Raw genomic sequence first — 16,097 nt, 5'->3', positions numbered from 1 at the left:
AAACCTGTCGGACCTGTGGTACACAATGATCAGGTGAACGCAGCCTGATGCTCATCGGGCCGCCACCGAAGTTCCACGGAACTCGGGACATCCTCCCATTTCAGTTCCTCCACCAGTAAGAGTCAGGTTTGGATGGATGCGTGGACGGCGCGGCGGGCGCAAACTCCCCACTGCGCCATCCACGCGGCGCCGACTCGAGATCCACCCGCATCGACACGTTCTTCGAGGCCACGGCGCCTCGTTCACGACCGGCTGGTGGTCGTGTGTCCGTGCTCGTGGGGGGCCTGATCGCCATCGCAGCGGGCATCGATCCAGGCGAGGATTTCGTCGGTGTGCTGGCCGAGGGCGGGCGGCGCCGCGTGATCGGATCGCACCAGCGACTGGCCGTGCGCGGTTTCCATCCGCAGCGACGGTCCCGGTAGCTGCACGGGGCCGACGACGGAGTGGTCCACCTCGACCACCAGACCCTGGCTGCGGGTCTGCTCCCACTCGTAGACCTCGTCGATCGTGCGGATCGATCCCGCGGGAACGCCGGCCGTCTCGAGGACAGCGAGCACGTCGGTGCGGGTGCGGTCGGCGAAGTCGGCTTCGATCGCGGCGATGAGCTCGTCGCGATTGCCGACCCGATCGAGGTTCACGGCGAAGCGTGGGTCGGCGGAGCTCAGGTTCGCGACCGGCGCGAACTTCTTCCAGATCGTCTCGCTCCCGACCGCGATCTGCACATAACCGTCGGCGCACCGGAAACTGCCGTAGGGGGCGATCTGCGGATGGTGGTTGCCGGATCGCTGGGCGACCTGGTCGCCGACCGTCCATTTTGTGCCCTGGAAGGTGTGGGCACTGATGGCGGCCGCGAGCAGAGATGTGCGCACCACCATCCCCTTCCCGGTCTTTTCTCGGCCGGCCAGGGCGGCGGACACGCCGGTGGCGCCGTGCACGCCGGCGAGCACGTCGGCGATGGGCACGCCGATGCGGGTGGGTTCCCCCTTCGGATCTCCGGTGATCGACATCAGACCCGCCTCACCCTGGGCGATCTGGTCATACCCGGCGCGCGAGCCCTCGGGACCGTCGTGGCCGAACCCGGTGATGGACAACGTGATCAGCCGCGGATTGAGATCCTCGAGGACCGGTGCCGAGAATCCCAGACGGTCGAATGCGCCCGGCCGCAGGTTCTCGATCAGCACATCGGCGCGTTGGATCAGCCGGCGCAGGGCGTCGCGTCCGTGCTCGCTCTTGAGGTCGAGCACGATCGACTCTTAGTTCCGGTTGGCCGACATGAAGTACGACGAATGGGGATCGTGCTCGGGTCCGACGAAAGGCGGCCCCCACGTACGCGAATCGTCGCCGGTTCCGGGGGCTTCGACCTTGATGACCCGGGCGCCTAGATCTCCCAGCATCATCGCTGCGATGGGTCCCGCGAGTGCCCGCGAGAGATCGAGGACAAGCATGTCTTTGAGAGGTCCCACATTCATGTCTTGATCCGTCCTGGTTGAAGAAGCGCGGCGAGAATTGAGGAGACGTCAACGGTGTCGCCGGTCAACGACTCCGATTTTCCGTGTTGCGTGCTCGCTGTGGGGTAGAGAGGAAGGGCTCACCACCGCCACCCCCACCCCGCGGTGCGGGGGTGGCGATCGACGATCAGGTGGGACCCGCCGGTGGGCACGATCTTCGGAACCCGTCCCCACCGGCCGGGCGTACCTGCGGCACCGCGCTCGGCGAGTGTCAGATCGAACGCAGGCGCACGTTCACCTGCTTGGTCTGGGTGAATCCGGCGATCATGCCTTCGACCGATACTTCACGTCCGATCCCGCTCTGCTTGTAGCCGCCGTAGGACTGGCCGACCATCTGTCCGCCGCCCTGGTTGACCTGCACCCACCCGGTTTCGAGGGCGTGTGCGGTGTTGAGGGCCAGGTCGAGGTTGTGGGTCCAGACGTAGGCGGCGAGCCCGTAGTGTGAGTCGTTGGCCATCTCGATGACATCGGAGTGCTCGGTCCACGGGATCGCGACGAGCGCGGGCCCGAAGATCTCCTCGCGAGACAGGCGCCAGTAGTTGTCGGCGCCGGAGAACACGGTCGGGCCCATGTAGTAACCGTCGAAGTTGCCGACCTTCGCGGGCGCACCGTCGAGGACCACCGAGACCTGGGACGAGCTGAGGCCGTCGTCGAGGAATCCGCATACCGACGCAAACTGCTTGTCGTTGATGATGGCGCCCATGTCCGTGGACTCCGACAACGGGTTGCCGACCTCGAGAGCAGCGAGGGAGTCAACCAAACGACCGAGTACCTCGTCGTAGATGTCCTGGTGCAGGAACAGCCGTGACCCGGCGGTGCAGCTCTGCCCCTGCCGGTGCACGCGGGTCGAGAGCAGCAGCTGGTTGATGAACTCGTCATCGATGTTGACGTCGGGGAACACGATCGACGGGTTCTTCCCGCCGAGCTCGAGCGAGACGTGCGCGAGCCGACCGCCGGCCTCGCGGGCCACCCGGCGCCCCACCTCGGTGGACCCGGTGAACGAGACCTTGTCGACGCCCGGGTGCTGTACCAGCGCTTCGCCGGCGACCGCGCCGCTGCCGGTGATCACGTTGAGCACACCGGCCGGCAGAAATTCGGCGCAGATCTCGGCGAGCAACAGAACGCTGAGCGGTGCGTCTTCGGAGGCCTTGACGACGACGGTGTTACCGGCCGCGAGGGCTGCGGGGATCTTGAAGCCGGCGATCATCAGCGGCGAGTTCCAGGGCAGGATGCAGCCGACGACGCCGAGCGGCTCCTGTCGGGTGTACTGAAGTTGGTCGTCGCCGGCAGGCAGCACGGTGCCCTTGATCTCGCCCGCGACGCCGGCGAAGAACCGGAACAGATTCGCCAGGGTGAGCACCTCCGGGCGGGCCTGCGTACGCAGCGCGTTCCCGGTGTCGAGGGCGGTCAGCCGGGCGAGCTCCTCGGATCGGCTCTCGATCGCGCCGGCGATCTTCCCGAGAACACGTTGGCGTGCGGTGAAATGCTGGGACCGCCACTTCGGGAACGCGCGGCGCGCGGCCTGGACCGCCCGATCCACGTCGGCGGCCTCGGAGCTGGGCACCCGGCCGATGACGTGCTCACGCAGAATCGGGGTCGTCACGCCACTCCACTCGCCTCCGAGCGCCTCGACCCACGCACCGTCGACGAACATGGGGCAATCGCGAGCGTCAGGGATCTGGAGATCCTGGAGGGAGGTCTGTGTGGACGTCATGGCCTACGACTCCTTGTGTCACTGCGGACGGTTAGTGGTCCCGCCGACGGTCGTGCGGGTTCAGAGGAATATCGGGATTCACGCACGAAAGGAACTATGCGGAACAGGTTCGGGCGAGACCCACGAAGGCGACTAGTCGTACAGAGAAAACATCCGCACGACTCAGGTGGTTGCAAGTGTGCGCGGTCAGCCTCGGTACTACCTCGGCTCTGAGTACTGCAGTAGCGGGATCTGTTCACTGAGGGCATGCACGGTGCGTGCCCGTACCTCTTCGACCTCGCCTTCGGCACGCACGGTGACGCGGATAGGCGCGTAATAGTCGCGGAGCGATTGCTTTTCACAATTGTAGAGGCGCAATCTGTGGCGGACGACATCCGGCGTGTCATCGCCGCGGCCGCGGGAGAGCATGCGGATGAGAGCCTCTTCTTCGGCAATTTCGAAATCGAGTGCGGCCCGGAGTTGGTTCAGTTGTTCGTTGAGGATTTCATCGAGCGCGATCGCCTGCTGAACGGTTCGGGGGAAGCCGTCGAGGATGAACCCGGACCGCGTGTCCTCTTCGATCAGCCGGTTGTGCACCATGTCGATGGTGACCTCGCCCGGAACCAGCTCACCGGCATCGATGTAAGACTTCGCCCTCATCCCCAGCTCGGTGCCTTCGGAAATGTGGTGGCGAAACAGGTCGTCGGTGGAGATGTGTGGGAGGCCGAGTGTCTGCGAGAGCAACTGTGCCTGGGTGCCCTTACCCGCGCCGGGTGGGCCCGTCAGAACAATGCGCACGGAGGTGCCTTTCGAGATGTACTAGGTGAATCGTGCGCCGTTGTGTTCGGTGTCGGACTACCCACCGAGGGCCTTTCGGCTCAGGAGCACGAGCGCTGGCCGTTGCGAGGACGAGACCCTGACCTCTCCCGTCATGCGTGAGTCGATGTGCTTCGACAATCGGGTTAGGAACTCGTCGATCCGCTTCCCGCTGTCGAACAACTGCATCACGATGCACTTCATCGAGTACCGCAGCGGAGTCGCGTTGAACTCGTATCCCAGGGTTGCGAGTTTATCGACGTAATATCCCGTCGCGGACACTTCGATCGTGACGTCCTTGAACTTGAGACTCTCCTCGAACGTCTCCCGTCGAACCCTGACGACACCGACTAGATGATTGATCCGCTTGACCAATGCTTCGTCAGTCAGGGTGGCCGGTCTTCGAGAAGTAACGACCATGCCTTGGCTACCGTCGGACCGTATCGATTTCCACGTCGACAGGTTCTGCAACTCGACACTGTGTCGCCAGAAGAGCGTTGTCAGGCGCGGGATTACGTCGGCGGTATCACTGCACTCAATCGAGTACGTCTCGAGTTGAGGGTCCGTTCCAAATGTCGGCATCCCATACTTCCGCGGCGTCTCCGCGGCTGCGAGGCTAGGCATCACTTCGCTCCCCGTCGCGGTGTGGAAGGTATTGGTGCATCCCGAGTTCAAGTAGCCGAGTGGTATACAACTCGACGTTGTGGAGCTTGATGTCTTCGTACCCACGAACGATGTCGGGTAGTTGGGCGATCTCAACGGCTTTGTCGTATCCGACCCGATCGAGAGTGCCGGCGAGGTCGGTAACCATGCGTCGATACTGAGTAAGTAGTTCCCGTTCGACTCTGCGAACGTGGGCGTATCCGAACGGGTCGAACTTCGTTCCTCGCAGTCTCTTGCCCTTCGCCAATACTTTGAGGGCGAAGTGTGATCTCGGTCCCAGCCCGATCTTCTTCTTGCGCCCCATCGCTCGCAGAATCGGCGGATGGAGCTTATAAGTCAGGTTCTCGCCTGCCGGCACTTGAGCCTTGACGTCGTTGAGAAATGCCGGATCGACCAACATCCGCGCGACCTCGTATTCGTCCTTGTACGCCGTGAACTTGAACAACCCGCGAGCAACCGCCTCGCTGAAGTCGGTTCGCTCGCTCACCTCTCGCTCAGCCGCCCACACCAGTTCAATCTGCTCGATGTACTCGTGTGCCACACGCGTGGATTGGAACTCGATGAGTTGGGCGGCGCGCAACTCGACCATTCGGCGCACTTCTCCGCCGAAGGTGGTGTCCTCGAAGAGGTGCGCCGGCGCCACCAGTGGTTCGTCCTTGACGTTGGCGGGTGCGGTGGCCTCCTTGAAGGCTGCCGGATGGTCGATGGCGGTACGGCCCCAGCGAAAGGCTGAAGTATTCGCTTCTACTGCGACGCCGTTGATTCCGATGGCCTCTTCGATCGCCGCGGCGGGCAGACGCAAGCCGCCCGCCTGGTAGGCGGCGCCGATCAATAGGAAGTTCGCCGCTGCGGTGTTACCGAACAACTCCTGAGCCGCCGCGAGGGCGTCGAACGAGTGCACGGTTTGCGAGGCACCAGCCAATCTATCCAGCAACAATTCTGTGTCCGGGTATTGCACGGATTTGTCGTACACCATGTCGCCGGTCGGCGTGGCGCTCGTGGACGCGATCGAAATAGTTGAGCGTGCATGTCCGTACGCGAGATTCTTGTTCTCGGTAGCGGTCAGTAGATCGAATGCGAGGATGCAGTCGGCGTTGCCGGGGGTGAGTCGATTGGATGGTTCGAGAGCGCTGGCGCTGAAGCGGAGATGGGAGACGACCGGGCCGGCCTTCTGGCTCAAGCCGATCTGATCGAGACTTTCGACCTCGAGACCCGCACGCAGCGCCGCGGTGGCCAACACCTGGTTGACCGTCACGATGCCGGTGCCCCCGATTCCAGCCAGGAAAATGTTCTGCGTCGTGGACCCGACTGTTTGGTCTGGCTCGGCGCACGCGGGGGGTGTCGGGCGAGCGATTCTTGGTGGCTTCTTCCCTGGGTTCAGCTCTACCGTGACAAACGACGGGCAGTCTCCGTCGAGGCAGGTGTAGTCGGTGTTGCAGGATGTTTGGTCGATGCGGGTCTTGCGTCCAAATTCGGTGTCGACAGGTTGTACCGACAGACAGTTCGACTTGACGCCGCAGTCGCCGCATCCTTCACACACGGCCTCGTTGATGATCACCCGAGTGTTACGGGTGGGTAGTGTTCCGCGCTTACGCTGTCGGCGGGCGTCAGCGGCACAGTGCTGGTCGTAGATCAGGACGGTTACTCCCTTGATTTCGCGCAACTCCCTCTGCGCGTCATCGAGGCGATCTCGGTGCCATAGCTTTGTGCCTTTGGCGAGCTTCCGCTTGTTGTGCCGGTGAGGTTCGTCGGCACAGACGATGATCTGCTTGACACCCTCGGTGATGAGCTTGTGGGTCAATTGCGCGACCGAGAGTGCGCCTTCGGCATCTTGGGCGCCGGTCATGGCTACCACATCGTTGTAGAGCAGCTTGTAGGTGATGTTCACTCCGGCGGCAACGCATGCCTGCAGTGCCAGTTGACCTGAGTGGAAGAAGGTACCGTCTCCGATGTTCTGGAAGATGTGGGGGACGTGGGTGAACGCTGCCTGACCAATCCACTGGCTTCCTTCACCACCCATCTGCGTCAGGCCAGTGACCGCGCTGTCTTCTCTTCCGGACATGGTCACCAGAATGTGGCAGCCGATGCCACCTCCGCCGAGGGAACCGTCCGGAATGGCTGTCGATCGGTTGTGTGGGCAGCCACTACAGAAATAGGCAGTTCGGTTGTGCGGCAGAACATCTAGCTTCAGCGGCGCAGGAAGAGGGCGTCTTGTTTCGACGCGCCCGTCGAGGATGCGTCGGAGCGGGGCAAGGAGGCGTCCGGAGGTCAGTTCGCCCCCCGCGGGCACGAGGTCTCGGCCTTCGAAGTCCTTCTTGCCCGCGATCTGAGGAGCGTCGGTCGCTCCGTAGAGGATCTCGCGGAACTGGGATTCGAGGAAGGCGGTTTTGTCTTCCACGATGAGCAAGTGGTGGAGGTCTGCAGCGAACTGGTTCACCGTGTCAGCGGAGAGTGGATAGGTCATCCCGACGCGCAGCAAGCGGATGCCTGCGGAATGGAGGTGGTGGTCCTCGACGCCGAGATCGATCAGCGCCTGCCGCACCGAATCGAATGTCGTGCCTGTGGCCGCGATGCCCAACCTCGCCTCCGGCGGGTTCACCTCTATGACATCGAGCTTGTTGGCGGGACCGTACGCTTGAACGATCTTCCACCGGGGACCGACGAGGTCGGCCTCGGCGGCGAGGATACTGGTTGGTGCGACCGCCATCGGTCGTTGCGTGTATACGAATGGACGTCCTCCGTGTTCAACAGTGGGAACCGTGATCGACAGATCGGCGAAATCATCCGCCGATACATTCCAGGCGCCGTCGGCGACGTCGGCAACGATCTTGAGGGCGACCACACACCCGGATGCGCGGGACAGAGCTACTGCGTGCATACCCATGGTGATGATTTCGCGGGCATTGCGGGGAAAGAGTACGGGCACTCCGAGGGCAGCAAGGGATCGCTCGCTGACGGCAGGTACCGTCGACGACTTCGAGGCGGGATCGTCGCCCACCATGAGAACGATGCCCCCCTTCGGATTTGCACCGTAGATATTGGCGTGACGGATGGTGTCGGTAGCGCGATCAACTCCCGGGCCTTTGCCGTACCAAACACCGATTACCCCGTCGTGGGTGGCGGCACCAGGCGCAAGGGTTGCTTGGCTACCCCATACCGACGTAGCAGCGAGCTCCTCGTTCAAGCCCGGGACGAATCGAATGCTGTTCTCGTCGAGTACATCCTGCATGCCGCCCAGCATGCGGTCGACACCACCTAGGGGACTTCCTTGGTAACCGGAGACAAAAGTCCCGATCGCCTGTCCACGAGCGGTGTCGCGGACATGTTGCTCCACCAGGAAGCGCGCGATCGCCTGCACGCCGGTGAGGAGCGTTGGCCCCGCGCCGTGCCTGTATCGATCGTCGAGGTCGTAGGGTTTAGTGAGGTCATCCGTCGCCGAAGCAGTCATGATGGAGACCACCGTCCAATCTGTTTGCTTTCCGGAATGCCGGTACGTAGTGGGATCCTGTGATCCGGTCGTTGTACAAGTCACGCGCGAGCACGCTGGGCTCAGGTCGTCTGCGCTCGTTTGCCATGGCGGAGAAGTCCAGGAAATGAATGCATACGGAGCCACGTGCAGTGTTAATGAGTTGGCCGGCGGAGGAGCCCGGCGACTGAGAACCCGCTGGTACGTCGAAATGAGGGGCAGTAACGAAGGAGCTCCCTCTGCAATGAGAAGCTCTGATACTCAGAACCACGAACGCGAAGTGGAAGCACGCGTGGTGACCTGGAGGTTATGCACCCTTAGGATCCCGGTGTCCAGAGAGCCTTCAGTCGGCTAATTTCGCGCATGCGTTGCTCCGCGAGGCGGTCCGCAGCAGCGGCGGTCGTCGTATCTTCTCTGGTTGCGGTCTCGAGTACATTGAGTGTCGTGTCGAAAATGCCTGTGGCACGGAGTTTTGCGCGGTCGAAGTCGAAACCGTTCAACTCGTCAGCTACTTGGATAACTCCGCCTGCATTGACGCAGTAGTCAGGAGCGTACGTAATAGCTCGTTCCTTCAATCGCTTGTCGATTCCTGGGTGGGCTAGCTGGTTGTTCGCCGCGCCGCAGACAATTCGTGCGCTCAGCTCATCGACAACTGTGTCGGTCAGAGCGCCACCGAGTGCGCAGGGTGCGTAGATGTCGAGAGCTTGCCCGACCAGTTCCGCTGTCGTCTGAACGACACGCACGCTTGGGTAGTCGTCGAGCAGGGACTGCACTGCGGGTGCGAAAGGATCGGTAACAACAACCTCGGCGCCCGCATCAATGAGGAGTGCGGTTAGATGGCGGCCGACCTTGCCGACCCCGGCCACTCCTACGATGCGGCCCGCGAGCGAGGTGCTGCCCCACACGTGGTGAGCCGACGCTCGCATGCCTTGAAACACGCCCCACGACGTAAGGATCGACGAGTCGCCCGCTCCACCCTCTTCGAGCGACCGGCCGGTGACGTACGACGTCTCGCGCGCGATGATGTCCATGTCGGGACTGGAGGTGCCGACGTCACACGCGGTGTAATAGCGACCGGCGAGCGTTTCCACGAACCGTCCGTACGCTCGCAGTAGCGCTTCGCTCTTCATGGTATTCGGATCACCGATAATGACTGCCTTACCGCCGCCGAGGTCAAGGCCAGCCAGGGAATTCTTGTACGCCATGCCCTTTGAGAGGTTGAGGACGTCGGAGATCGCGTCGTCCTCGCTAGCGTAGGGGTAGAACCGGGTGCCGCCCAGGCCGGGGCCGAGGGCAGTCGAATACAGGCCGATGATCGCCTTCAGCCCTGATTTCTCGTCCTGGCAGAAAACTACCTGCTCGTGATTCTGATCGGTGACCCTGGTAGTCGACCGCAGTGAGGTCTCGTTCATTGTGTGTACTTCTTCCGTGGTTGTGAGCGCGGGATATGCGCTCGAGAGCGGTCGGGGCCGGGATTGTGCCCGCAGACCGCATGCTTGGTAAGAATACATTTGAATAGGTCAGTTGCGCAACGACATCGAAGTTTGACAATCCGTCTGTGCAGTCCAGACCGGATCGTGATGAGCATGCGATGACCGTTCGGTTCGACGAGCGCGATCGCACGACCGAGGTGCGGCCGGGGTGCCGTGCACGTGGGGGACGGGAATGCGGCTATTGGCATTCGACGACCCATGCTGCGATTTGAGCGCGCGAAGTGTATCCAAGCTTGGCGAGGATGTGTTCGACATGACCTTGCGCGGTGCGAAGCGAGATTACGAGCTGATCGGCGATCGACCGGTTCGTCAAGCCGCGAGCGACGAGTTCGGACACCTCACGCTCGCGCCGAGTCAACGTCGTCCGGGGGTCTGTCACTGGACACGTGCGTTCGGGTGGCTTTTCACTGAGGGCGTAGGCGATTGCTTCCTCGCATGTGAAGTTGCGGCCCCGCTGGATTGCAGCATTGGCAGGTTGCTCGCCGAGCGTGCACGTCATGAGATCTCGACACTTCTCGTGGTGCTCTTCGATGCCCGGCAGTGATCCCAACGATTGCCCCATCGAAGTCCGCAGGCGCGCGGCGGCACCTAGAAGCACCCCTCCGTGCTGACCCGACCGTCCGGCTCCGGCAATCCAAGCCAAAGTCTCCACACAGGCACCGGCCAGCGGGAGCTGTGTGCCTCGAAGCAGGCGTAAACACTTCTCGAGCGCCTCCGTGGCCTTGTCGGGATGAGTTTGCCAGAGCGCAAATCCGAGTGCCCATAGGAGATAGCACTGTTCTGCCAGTAAGTTGTCGGCGGTGGCGAGAGACAGTCCTCGCTCGAGATGGGTGACAGCCTGTCGAATATCACCGCCGAGACCAGTCGAGAGGGCTAGACCGAACAGAAGCTCGATTCGTTCTCGGGAGCTGCGGTGGTCATCGAGAGCGCTCTTGAAGCACTCGGTGGCAGACCCAAAGTTGTTTGACAACAACGCTACGAATCCCTCTGCGTAAGAAAGAAGATGATGAGCGTCTTTGCTCGGCACATGCTCTTCGCAGATGTGACGAGCTTCATCGACGAGTGCGGTAGCCTCTGCCAGATCACCGAATCCCGCGACGACGACACCGTTCGCGCACAATGCGGCGACTCGGCGAATGGAGAACAAACCCTGCGATTGGGCTAGAGCTTTACTCAGCCAGCTGCGGCATTCACCGAACTGCCCACAGGCAATCCAACAGCGGTGAAGGGCATATGTTGTCTTCAACAGCGCTTCCGACTCACTCGGCTCCGCCAAGCTACCCAGCAGTGCCCCGCGCAGATTATCCTGCTCGTGACTCAAACGCTCGATCCAGCTGGATTGACTCGGGCTGTTCCAATCGGCGTCTGCCCGAAGGGCCAGATCTTGGTACCACTGGCGGTGTTTGCGTTGATAGGCCATGAGATCGCCGCAATAGCCAAGTTCTTGACGTCCGTAGTGCCGAAGAACCGTTAACATCCGATACCGAACACTCGCGTCGCCCTCGCGGATGAGCACGGATTTATCAACCAAGGCCGCTACAACATCCATCACCTCATCCGGTGACCACTCGGATGCGCATATCTCATGGGCAGCCTCGAGGTCGAAACTTCCGGTGAAGACAGACAATCGATTCCACAGAGTTTGCTCCCTCGGCGTACATAGTACGTAGCTCCACGCGATGCACTTGTGCAACGTCTGTTGCCGTTGCGGCGCAGCCCGGTTTCCAGAAGCCAGAATGCTGAACGGATCGGTGAGGCGTGCGCGGATCTGCTGCACCGACATCGATCGCAGCTTTGCCGCCGCCAGTTCGATGGCCAACGGCAACCCGTCGAGCATTTGGCAGATCTTCGCTACGCTGTCTCTGTTGTCGTCCGTGAGCTCGAAGGTGGGAATGGCGGCCCTAGCTCTGTCAGCGAACAGGGCGATTGCGCCACAGCTTTCTGTGGGCATCAACGATGGCGCCGATCCCGCGATCGGGTACGGCAGCGGATCGATCGGTAGCACGGCTTCGCCGCATACTCCGAGGGGTTGCCTGCTGGTTGCGAGAACTCGCGCATGCGGACAGGACTGAAGAAGTGAGGTGACCGCGGAAACGGCGTCGCCGGTGAGGTGATCACAGCTGTCGAGCACGAGAAGCGTTCGTTGTGAACCGAGTATCAACGCGAGTTGGCTCATCGAATCGACAGAGGAGGCGCACCCCAACGCTGCTGCCACCGCGTTTGTAAGCTGCGCTTGATCTCGAACCTGTTCGAGTTGGACGAAGTGCACGCCTCCGGGGAAAGCGCGCCGGCTGCCGCGGGCAGATCTGAGCGCTAACCGCGTTTTGCCGACTCCGCCGGTGCCGATCAGTGTCACAAGATGGGCAGTGCCGAGAAGGCTGCGGACGTCTGCGGATTCCTTTCGGCGGCCAATGAACCTGGTCAGGTCGCTGGGAGTATCAATTTCGGGGATATCGACTGTTACGGTGGGTTTTTCGTCGATTCGAAGTGCAGGTTGGTCTGCATCACGCAGGGATGGCAGGCGAGGGCTGGTGGCGACTGGGGTTCGGAGACCGTTCATGGCAGAGCGCAATCTGGTGAGGAACTTGATGTGGTGATGGGCATATTGGTGACAGAAGGAGCGGTGCCGCGGCTTAGTAACTTTGAATCGAGGCGTTGTATCGGTCGATAAATTCGCGCAGCTTTTCGTGGAACCGACCAGGTGTCATGCCAAAGGTCTCAAAAATGTCCGCGGCCGGTGGGCCTCCATACGGTGCCCACATCTCGGCGAAGCGGAGAAAGAGCTTAGCTTCGGTACTAATTCGATCGGACTGCCGTTGCATCATCATGCGTTGCCGGCGTAGATATCGGGCTCTCAAAAGGTCCAAACCAATGTGGGAATCGGGTTGGTCCGGGGCCCTGGAACTGTCCCACCAGCCTGCTGGTTGTGAGGCATGATCACGGAGGGGATCCGATTGCTCGTTTGTGGTGTAAGTGTTCATGATGTTCTTCGTCCTGGGCACTGATAACCGGGGTGCACCTGAGGAAGTGCTCGCTTCCTACTAGTGCGCTTGCAGGTTCTGGAACTGACTTAAAACCAACGTATGGTGCGCGTCATTGCGCTGCTATGGGCAGGGTGCACAATCCGACTCAATTGTCGGTGCAGTTCGTCCATCGCTCGGCGAACCAGAACGTGTGGGTGCGCGACCGTCGTCGTGGGCGCACATCGAGAACCTCGTCCCGGACTTCGCGTTCCTGGCAGCGCACCCACACGGCGGGGGAAGGTGTCCCGGGCCGCCGGCGCGCGGACGAGTTGGACGGGCTCCTCCACAATGAGTGATGGACAGTACGCGTTGCCGGTTCGTCAGTTCCCTGGGGTGCAGCCTGGGCGGGAGAACACGACCCCCTGGCCACGACTCGGCATCACACCGTCCTTTCCTTGGCCGGACGGGTCTAAACAGCACATTGCCCCAGTAGAAAGGTCTGATCGGCGCGGATGATGCGTCTACTGGCTTCGGCAGCATGTGCAGGTAGGCGATACCGCTACGAAGTGGCCGCCTCCCGCGGCGTCTGACGCGTCGGCCGATGTGGGCGACTGCGTCCCGTTATCGTCGCTTTGCGTCTTCCGGTTCGGCTACCGGCAATCGTGTGATGCGACTTAGTCCCTGCGAGGACTGTGCTTCGCTCACCGACCTCCCGCTGGTGGGAGGGAGGCTCTATGGCGGCGGCGCATTCCCTGTGTGGCTTTCGAGCACGACCATCGACTCGCTGTGCCCTAGGGTCGGCAGCTTCCAGACCGATTCTGTCAAGACCTCTTTGAGGTGTTCATGGTCGCGCACACGGATTCTCACAACCAGATCCCATCTTCCCGTAACCAATTCGATGCTCACTACCTCACGGAGCTCCCGCAGAACGGCCATAGACTCATAAACGGATGAATGCTGCGTTAGCTCTACGCCAATGAGTGCCTCCAACTTGAGGCCAAGCGCTGATGGATTGATCTCTGCGCGGTAGCCGGTGATAACCCCGCTGCTCTCGAGACGCTCTACCCGTTCGCCGACCGCGCCTGCAGACATTCCCACTGCTCGCGCCAAACCGCGAACCGATATCCGGGCATCGTCGAACAACAACTCAAGAATCCGCCGGTCAATGTCATCAAGTCCGTTTGATTCGGGCTCGTCACTCATGCTTCTCCCTGCGTGTCATCCCGTTTGCCATCTGGCTCCGCGGAAACACAGTAGAGCAATAGATCTTCCGCCCGATTCGCAGTGCGCAAGTGATGAAACGGGCGGGCGAGGTTTGGTGGCGTCAACCCGGGGCCGGGTCAGGTTCGGCTCGGGGTGGCGCTCAGGGTCGATCACCGCCTGCACGAGACCGATGGACACACTCCTATCAGCGCTCTCTCCTATGTGGGCGCTTGGGAGCGCGTCCGCCTTTGCACCGCCCTGCGACTTCGCATGAAACCTCCCGCCCTTCTGAATAGCTCATTCCCCTCAAAGGCTGCTCAGCGACTGGTGCCGCTGCACGGTCGGCCGATTCCTCCCCCGGCATCGGAATTCTGGGTAGTCAAGCAGCACTACCTATGGCCCCCAAAGGTCCGCCCAGTCGAGTGCGGACTCCCGGATTGCCGACGTGACCGCCGGAAGAGCGTGGCTATGGTGCCGCGAGCTCGTCGAAGACTTCCTTCGGGAAATGAGGGCGCCGACCGTGGGCGCCGACTTGCTCTGGCGAGTCACGGAGCATGAGGCGGCCACCATTCCACTAGGCGTGACGCCCAACAGTCGCGGCCAGACTGGACTTAGTGCACAGTGAGACCGCACGCCTCGAGACCTACGGTTCGTGAACTACTTCACACAACCGGAGGTGTCATAACCATGGTCAAAGCAGACGGCGCAGAAGACGACGACTACGCCCTGTCCCGAGTTCCGCAGCACGCGCGATACCACTGGTTCTCGATTGCAATCCAACGTTTCGGAATGCTCAGTGGTCTTGCAAGTTTCTTAATCGGAGCAACGCTTGGTTTTGGAATGGATTTCTGGGATGCCTTTATCGCGATCACGTTAGGTGCTGTCATCCTCGAGGTTCTTACGATCTTCACCGGCATCGCCGGCCAGAGAGAAGGTTTGACGACTTCCGTACTCGCGAGATGGACCGGTTTCGGCCGCTCAGGTTCGGCCTTCATAGGTTTGGCTATATCGATAAGCGCCATCGGGTGGTTCGGCATCCAGAACGCGGTCTCTGCGCAAGGACTGATGGACTTGATGGGCTTTCTTCCCTTGTGGGCATGGGCCCTGGTGTTTGGCATGCTCGTCACCCTTATTGTCATGTACGGATTTGGGTCGATGGCCTGGACCGCCTATGTAGCAGTTCCGGCCTTCCTCTTGCTCGCAGGATGGTCGATCTATGCCGAGCTGTCGACTCGTAGCCTCGGCGAACTGATGTCGGCGGCGCCTGCAGGCCCTCAACTGACCCTCGTGCAGGGCACCACGATTGTGGCAGGTGGATTCATCGTCGGCGCAGTAATCACGCCAGATATGAGCCGGTTCAATCGATCCCCGGGGGACGTGGTCAAGCAGACAGTACTCGGAATGTCTCTCGGCGAGTACGTGGTCGGCCTCGCCGGAGTTCTCCTAGCGCTTGCACTCAAGACCAACGACGTGGTTGCAATCGTCACATCTACCTCAGGGTTCATTGGATCCATTGTAATTATCGCCGCTACGTTGAAGATCAACGATTGGAACTTGTATGCCTCGTCCCTAGGAGTAGTCAACTTCGTCGACCAGGTGTTCGGCAGGCGTGTGAACCGAAAGCTGGTAACCCTTATCGTAGGTCTTGCCGGCACAGTGCTCGGTGCGGTGGGGATTCTCGACAACATCGGCACCTTCCTGACACTCCTGAGCGTTGCGTTTCCTCCAATTGCCGGAATCATGGTCGCCGAATACTTCGTTGCAGGAATTTGGCGTTCCGAACTTGCCGCGTCCCGTAAGTCGGGCGTTCTGCCGCCCACTGCGCCGACGTGGGTGCCGGCGAGTCTTATAATTTGGGCCATCGCGTCGTTGTGTGGCCATTATGCGCACTGGGGTATTCCGTCTATCAATTCGGTGATCATTGCATTCGCATTATACGTCGGTGCCGCTAAGCTTGGCCTCGTTCGCGGTATCGGCCGATCCGAAACCGGCGGTCACGCGAAACCCGCCGAGCACCGCCTGCTCGCCGAAGACAATCGATAAAGCATTCAACCCCGCTGCAATGCCCCTATTCATGCCGGTTTACCGACGCTGTTGATCGTCGACCAGATATACGGTCAGAGCGTCGTCATCCCTGGTAGCGACTCACGCAGGCCACGAACGGGAAATCGGTTCGCGGCGTGACGGATTAGCGACGGCCGTGGAACGGCGGTTCACGCGGATGCATCCCCGGGGGCCACCGTTCCCCCGGCCACTTCTGCTTGCGCAGGGATGTGCGAGTGGCCGGGACCT

At 61.4% G+C, this 16,097-nt stretch carries 8 protein-coding genes and 1 pseudogene; 1 reads left to right on the top strand and 8 read right to left on the bottom strand.

All coding sequences use genetic code 11. The features are described from left to right. Positions 1-242: 242 nt before the first annotated feature. The 8 genes and pseudogenes from ACFVJ3_RS43105 to ACFVJ3_RS43070 all read right to left on the bottom strand — a co-directional run bounded on the left by ACFVJ3_RS43105 (position 243) and on the right by ACFVJ3_RS43070 (position 13,805). A pseudogene (locus tag ACFVJ3_RS43105) lies at positions 243-1,469 on the bottom strand (CaiB/BaiF CoA transferase family protein). 250 nt (positions 1,470-1,719) lie between these two features. Continuing rightward, positions 1,720-3,222: an aldehyde dehydrogenase family protein gene (locus ACFVJ3_RS43100; RefSeq protein WP_378457888.1), complete on the bottom strand. Its 1,503-nt coding sequence runs from the start codon at positions 3,220-3,222 to the stop codon at positions 1,720-1,722. Positions 3,223-3,420: 198 nt separating this feature from the next. After that, entirely contained in the window at positions 3,421-3,999 is a 579-nt protein-coding gene (locus tag ACFVJ3_RS43095; RefSeq protein WP_378457887.1) for an adenylate kinase, read from the bottom strand. A gap of 57 nt (positions 4,000-4,056) precedes the next feature. Further along, the gene (locus ACFVJ3_RS43090) at positions 4,057-4,641 is read right to left on the bottom strand and encodes a hypothetical protein (RefSeq protein WP_378457886.1); all 585 of its coding nucleotides are present in this window, start codon (positions 4,639-4,641) and stop codon (positions 4,057-4,059) included. Continuing rightward, the gene (locus ACFVJ3_RS43085) at positions 4,634-8,128 is read right to left on the bottom strand and encodes an indolepyruvate ferredoxin oxidoreductase family protein (protein ID WP_378457885.1); all 3,495 of its coding nucleotides are present in this window, start codon (positions 8,126-8,128) and stop codon (positions 4,634-4,636) included. Before ACFVJ3_RS43085 ends, ACFVJ3_RS43090 begins: the two co-directional genes overlap by 8 nt. Before the next feature lie 335 nt (positions 8,129-8,463). Beyond that, entirely contained in the window at positions 8,464-9,558 is a 1,095-nt protein-coding gene (locus ACFVJ3_RS43080) for a Glu/Leu/Phe/Val dehydrogenase (RefSeq protein WP_378457884.1), read from the bottom strand. 259 nt (positions 9,559-9,817) lie between these two features. Beyond that, the gene (locus ACFVJ3_RS43075) at positions 9,818-12,199 is read right to left on the bottom strand and encodes an ATP-binding protein (RefSeq protein ID WP_378457883.1); all 2,382 of its coding nucleotides are present in this window, start codon (positions 12,197-12,199) and stop codon (positions 9,818-9,820) included. A 1,135-nt stretch (positions 12,200-13,334) separates the two neighbouring features. Next, on the bottom strand, positions 13,335-13,805 hold the full coding sequence (locus tag ACFVJ3_RS43070; RefSeq protein ID WP_378457882.1) for an Lrp/AsnC family transcriptional regulator: 471 nt from the start codon (positions 13,803-13,805) through the stop codon (positions 13,335-13,337). 687 nt (positions 13,806-14,492) lie between these two features. Here ACFVJ3_RS43070 and ACFVJ3_RS43065 point away from each other — a divergent pair. Beyond that, positions 14,493-15,848, top strand: coding sequence for a purine-cytosine permease family protein (locus ACFVJ3_RS43065; RefSeq protein WP_378457881.1), 1,356 nt, complete (start codon positions 14,493-14,495; stop codon positions 15,846-15,848). The last annotated feature ends 249 nt before the right edge of the window (positions 15,849-16,097 follow it).

The organism is Rhodococcus sp. NPDC127593, assembly GCF_042671975.1.
Taxonomy (GTDB): Bacteria; Actinomycetota; Actinomycetes; order Mycobacteriales; family Mycobacteriaceae; genus Rhodococcus_F.
Note: the sequence above shows the minus strand (reverse complement) of the source record. Positions and strands in the feature narration are given on the sequence as shown.

Bases quoted from the DNA above. Each gene is read 5' to 3' on its own strand.
- ACFVJ3_RS43075 (WP_378457883.1), bottom strand. From the start codon at position 12,199: ATGAACGGTCTCCGAACCCCAGTCGCCACCAGCCCTCGCCTGCCATCC.
- ACFVJ3_RS43070 (WP_378457882.1), bottom strand. From the start codon at position 13,805: ATGAGTGACGAGCCCGAATCAAACGGACTTGATGACATTGACCGGCGG.
- ACFVJ3_RS43080 (WP_378457884.1), bottom strand. From the start codon at position 9,558: ATGAACGAGACCTCACTGCGGTCGACTACCAGGGTCACCGATCAGAAT.
- ACFVJ3_RS43065 (WP_378457881.1), top strand. From the start codon at position 14,493: ATGGTCAAAGCAGACGGCGCAGAAGACGACGACTACGCCCTGTCCCGA.
- ACFVJ3_RS43090 (WP_378457886.1), bottom strand. From the start codon at position 4,641: ATGCCTAGCCTCGCAGCCGCGGAGACGCCGCGGAAGTATGGGATGCCG.
- ACFVJ3_RS43100 (WP_378457888.1), bottom strand. From the start codon at position 3,222: ATGACGTCCACACAGACCTCCCTCCAGGATCTCCAGATCCCTGACGCT.
- ACFVJ3_RS43085 (WP_378457885.1), bottom strand. From the start codon at position 8,128: ATGACTGCTTCGGCGACGGATGACCTCACTAAACCCTACGACCTCGAC.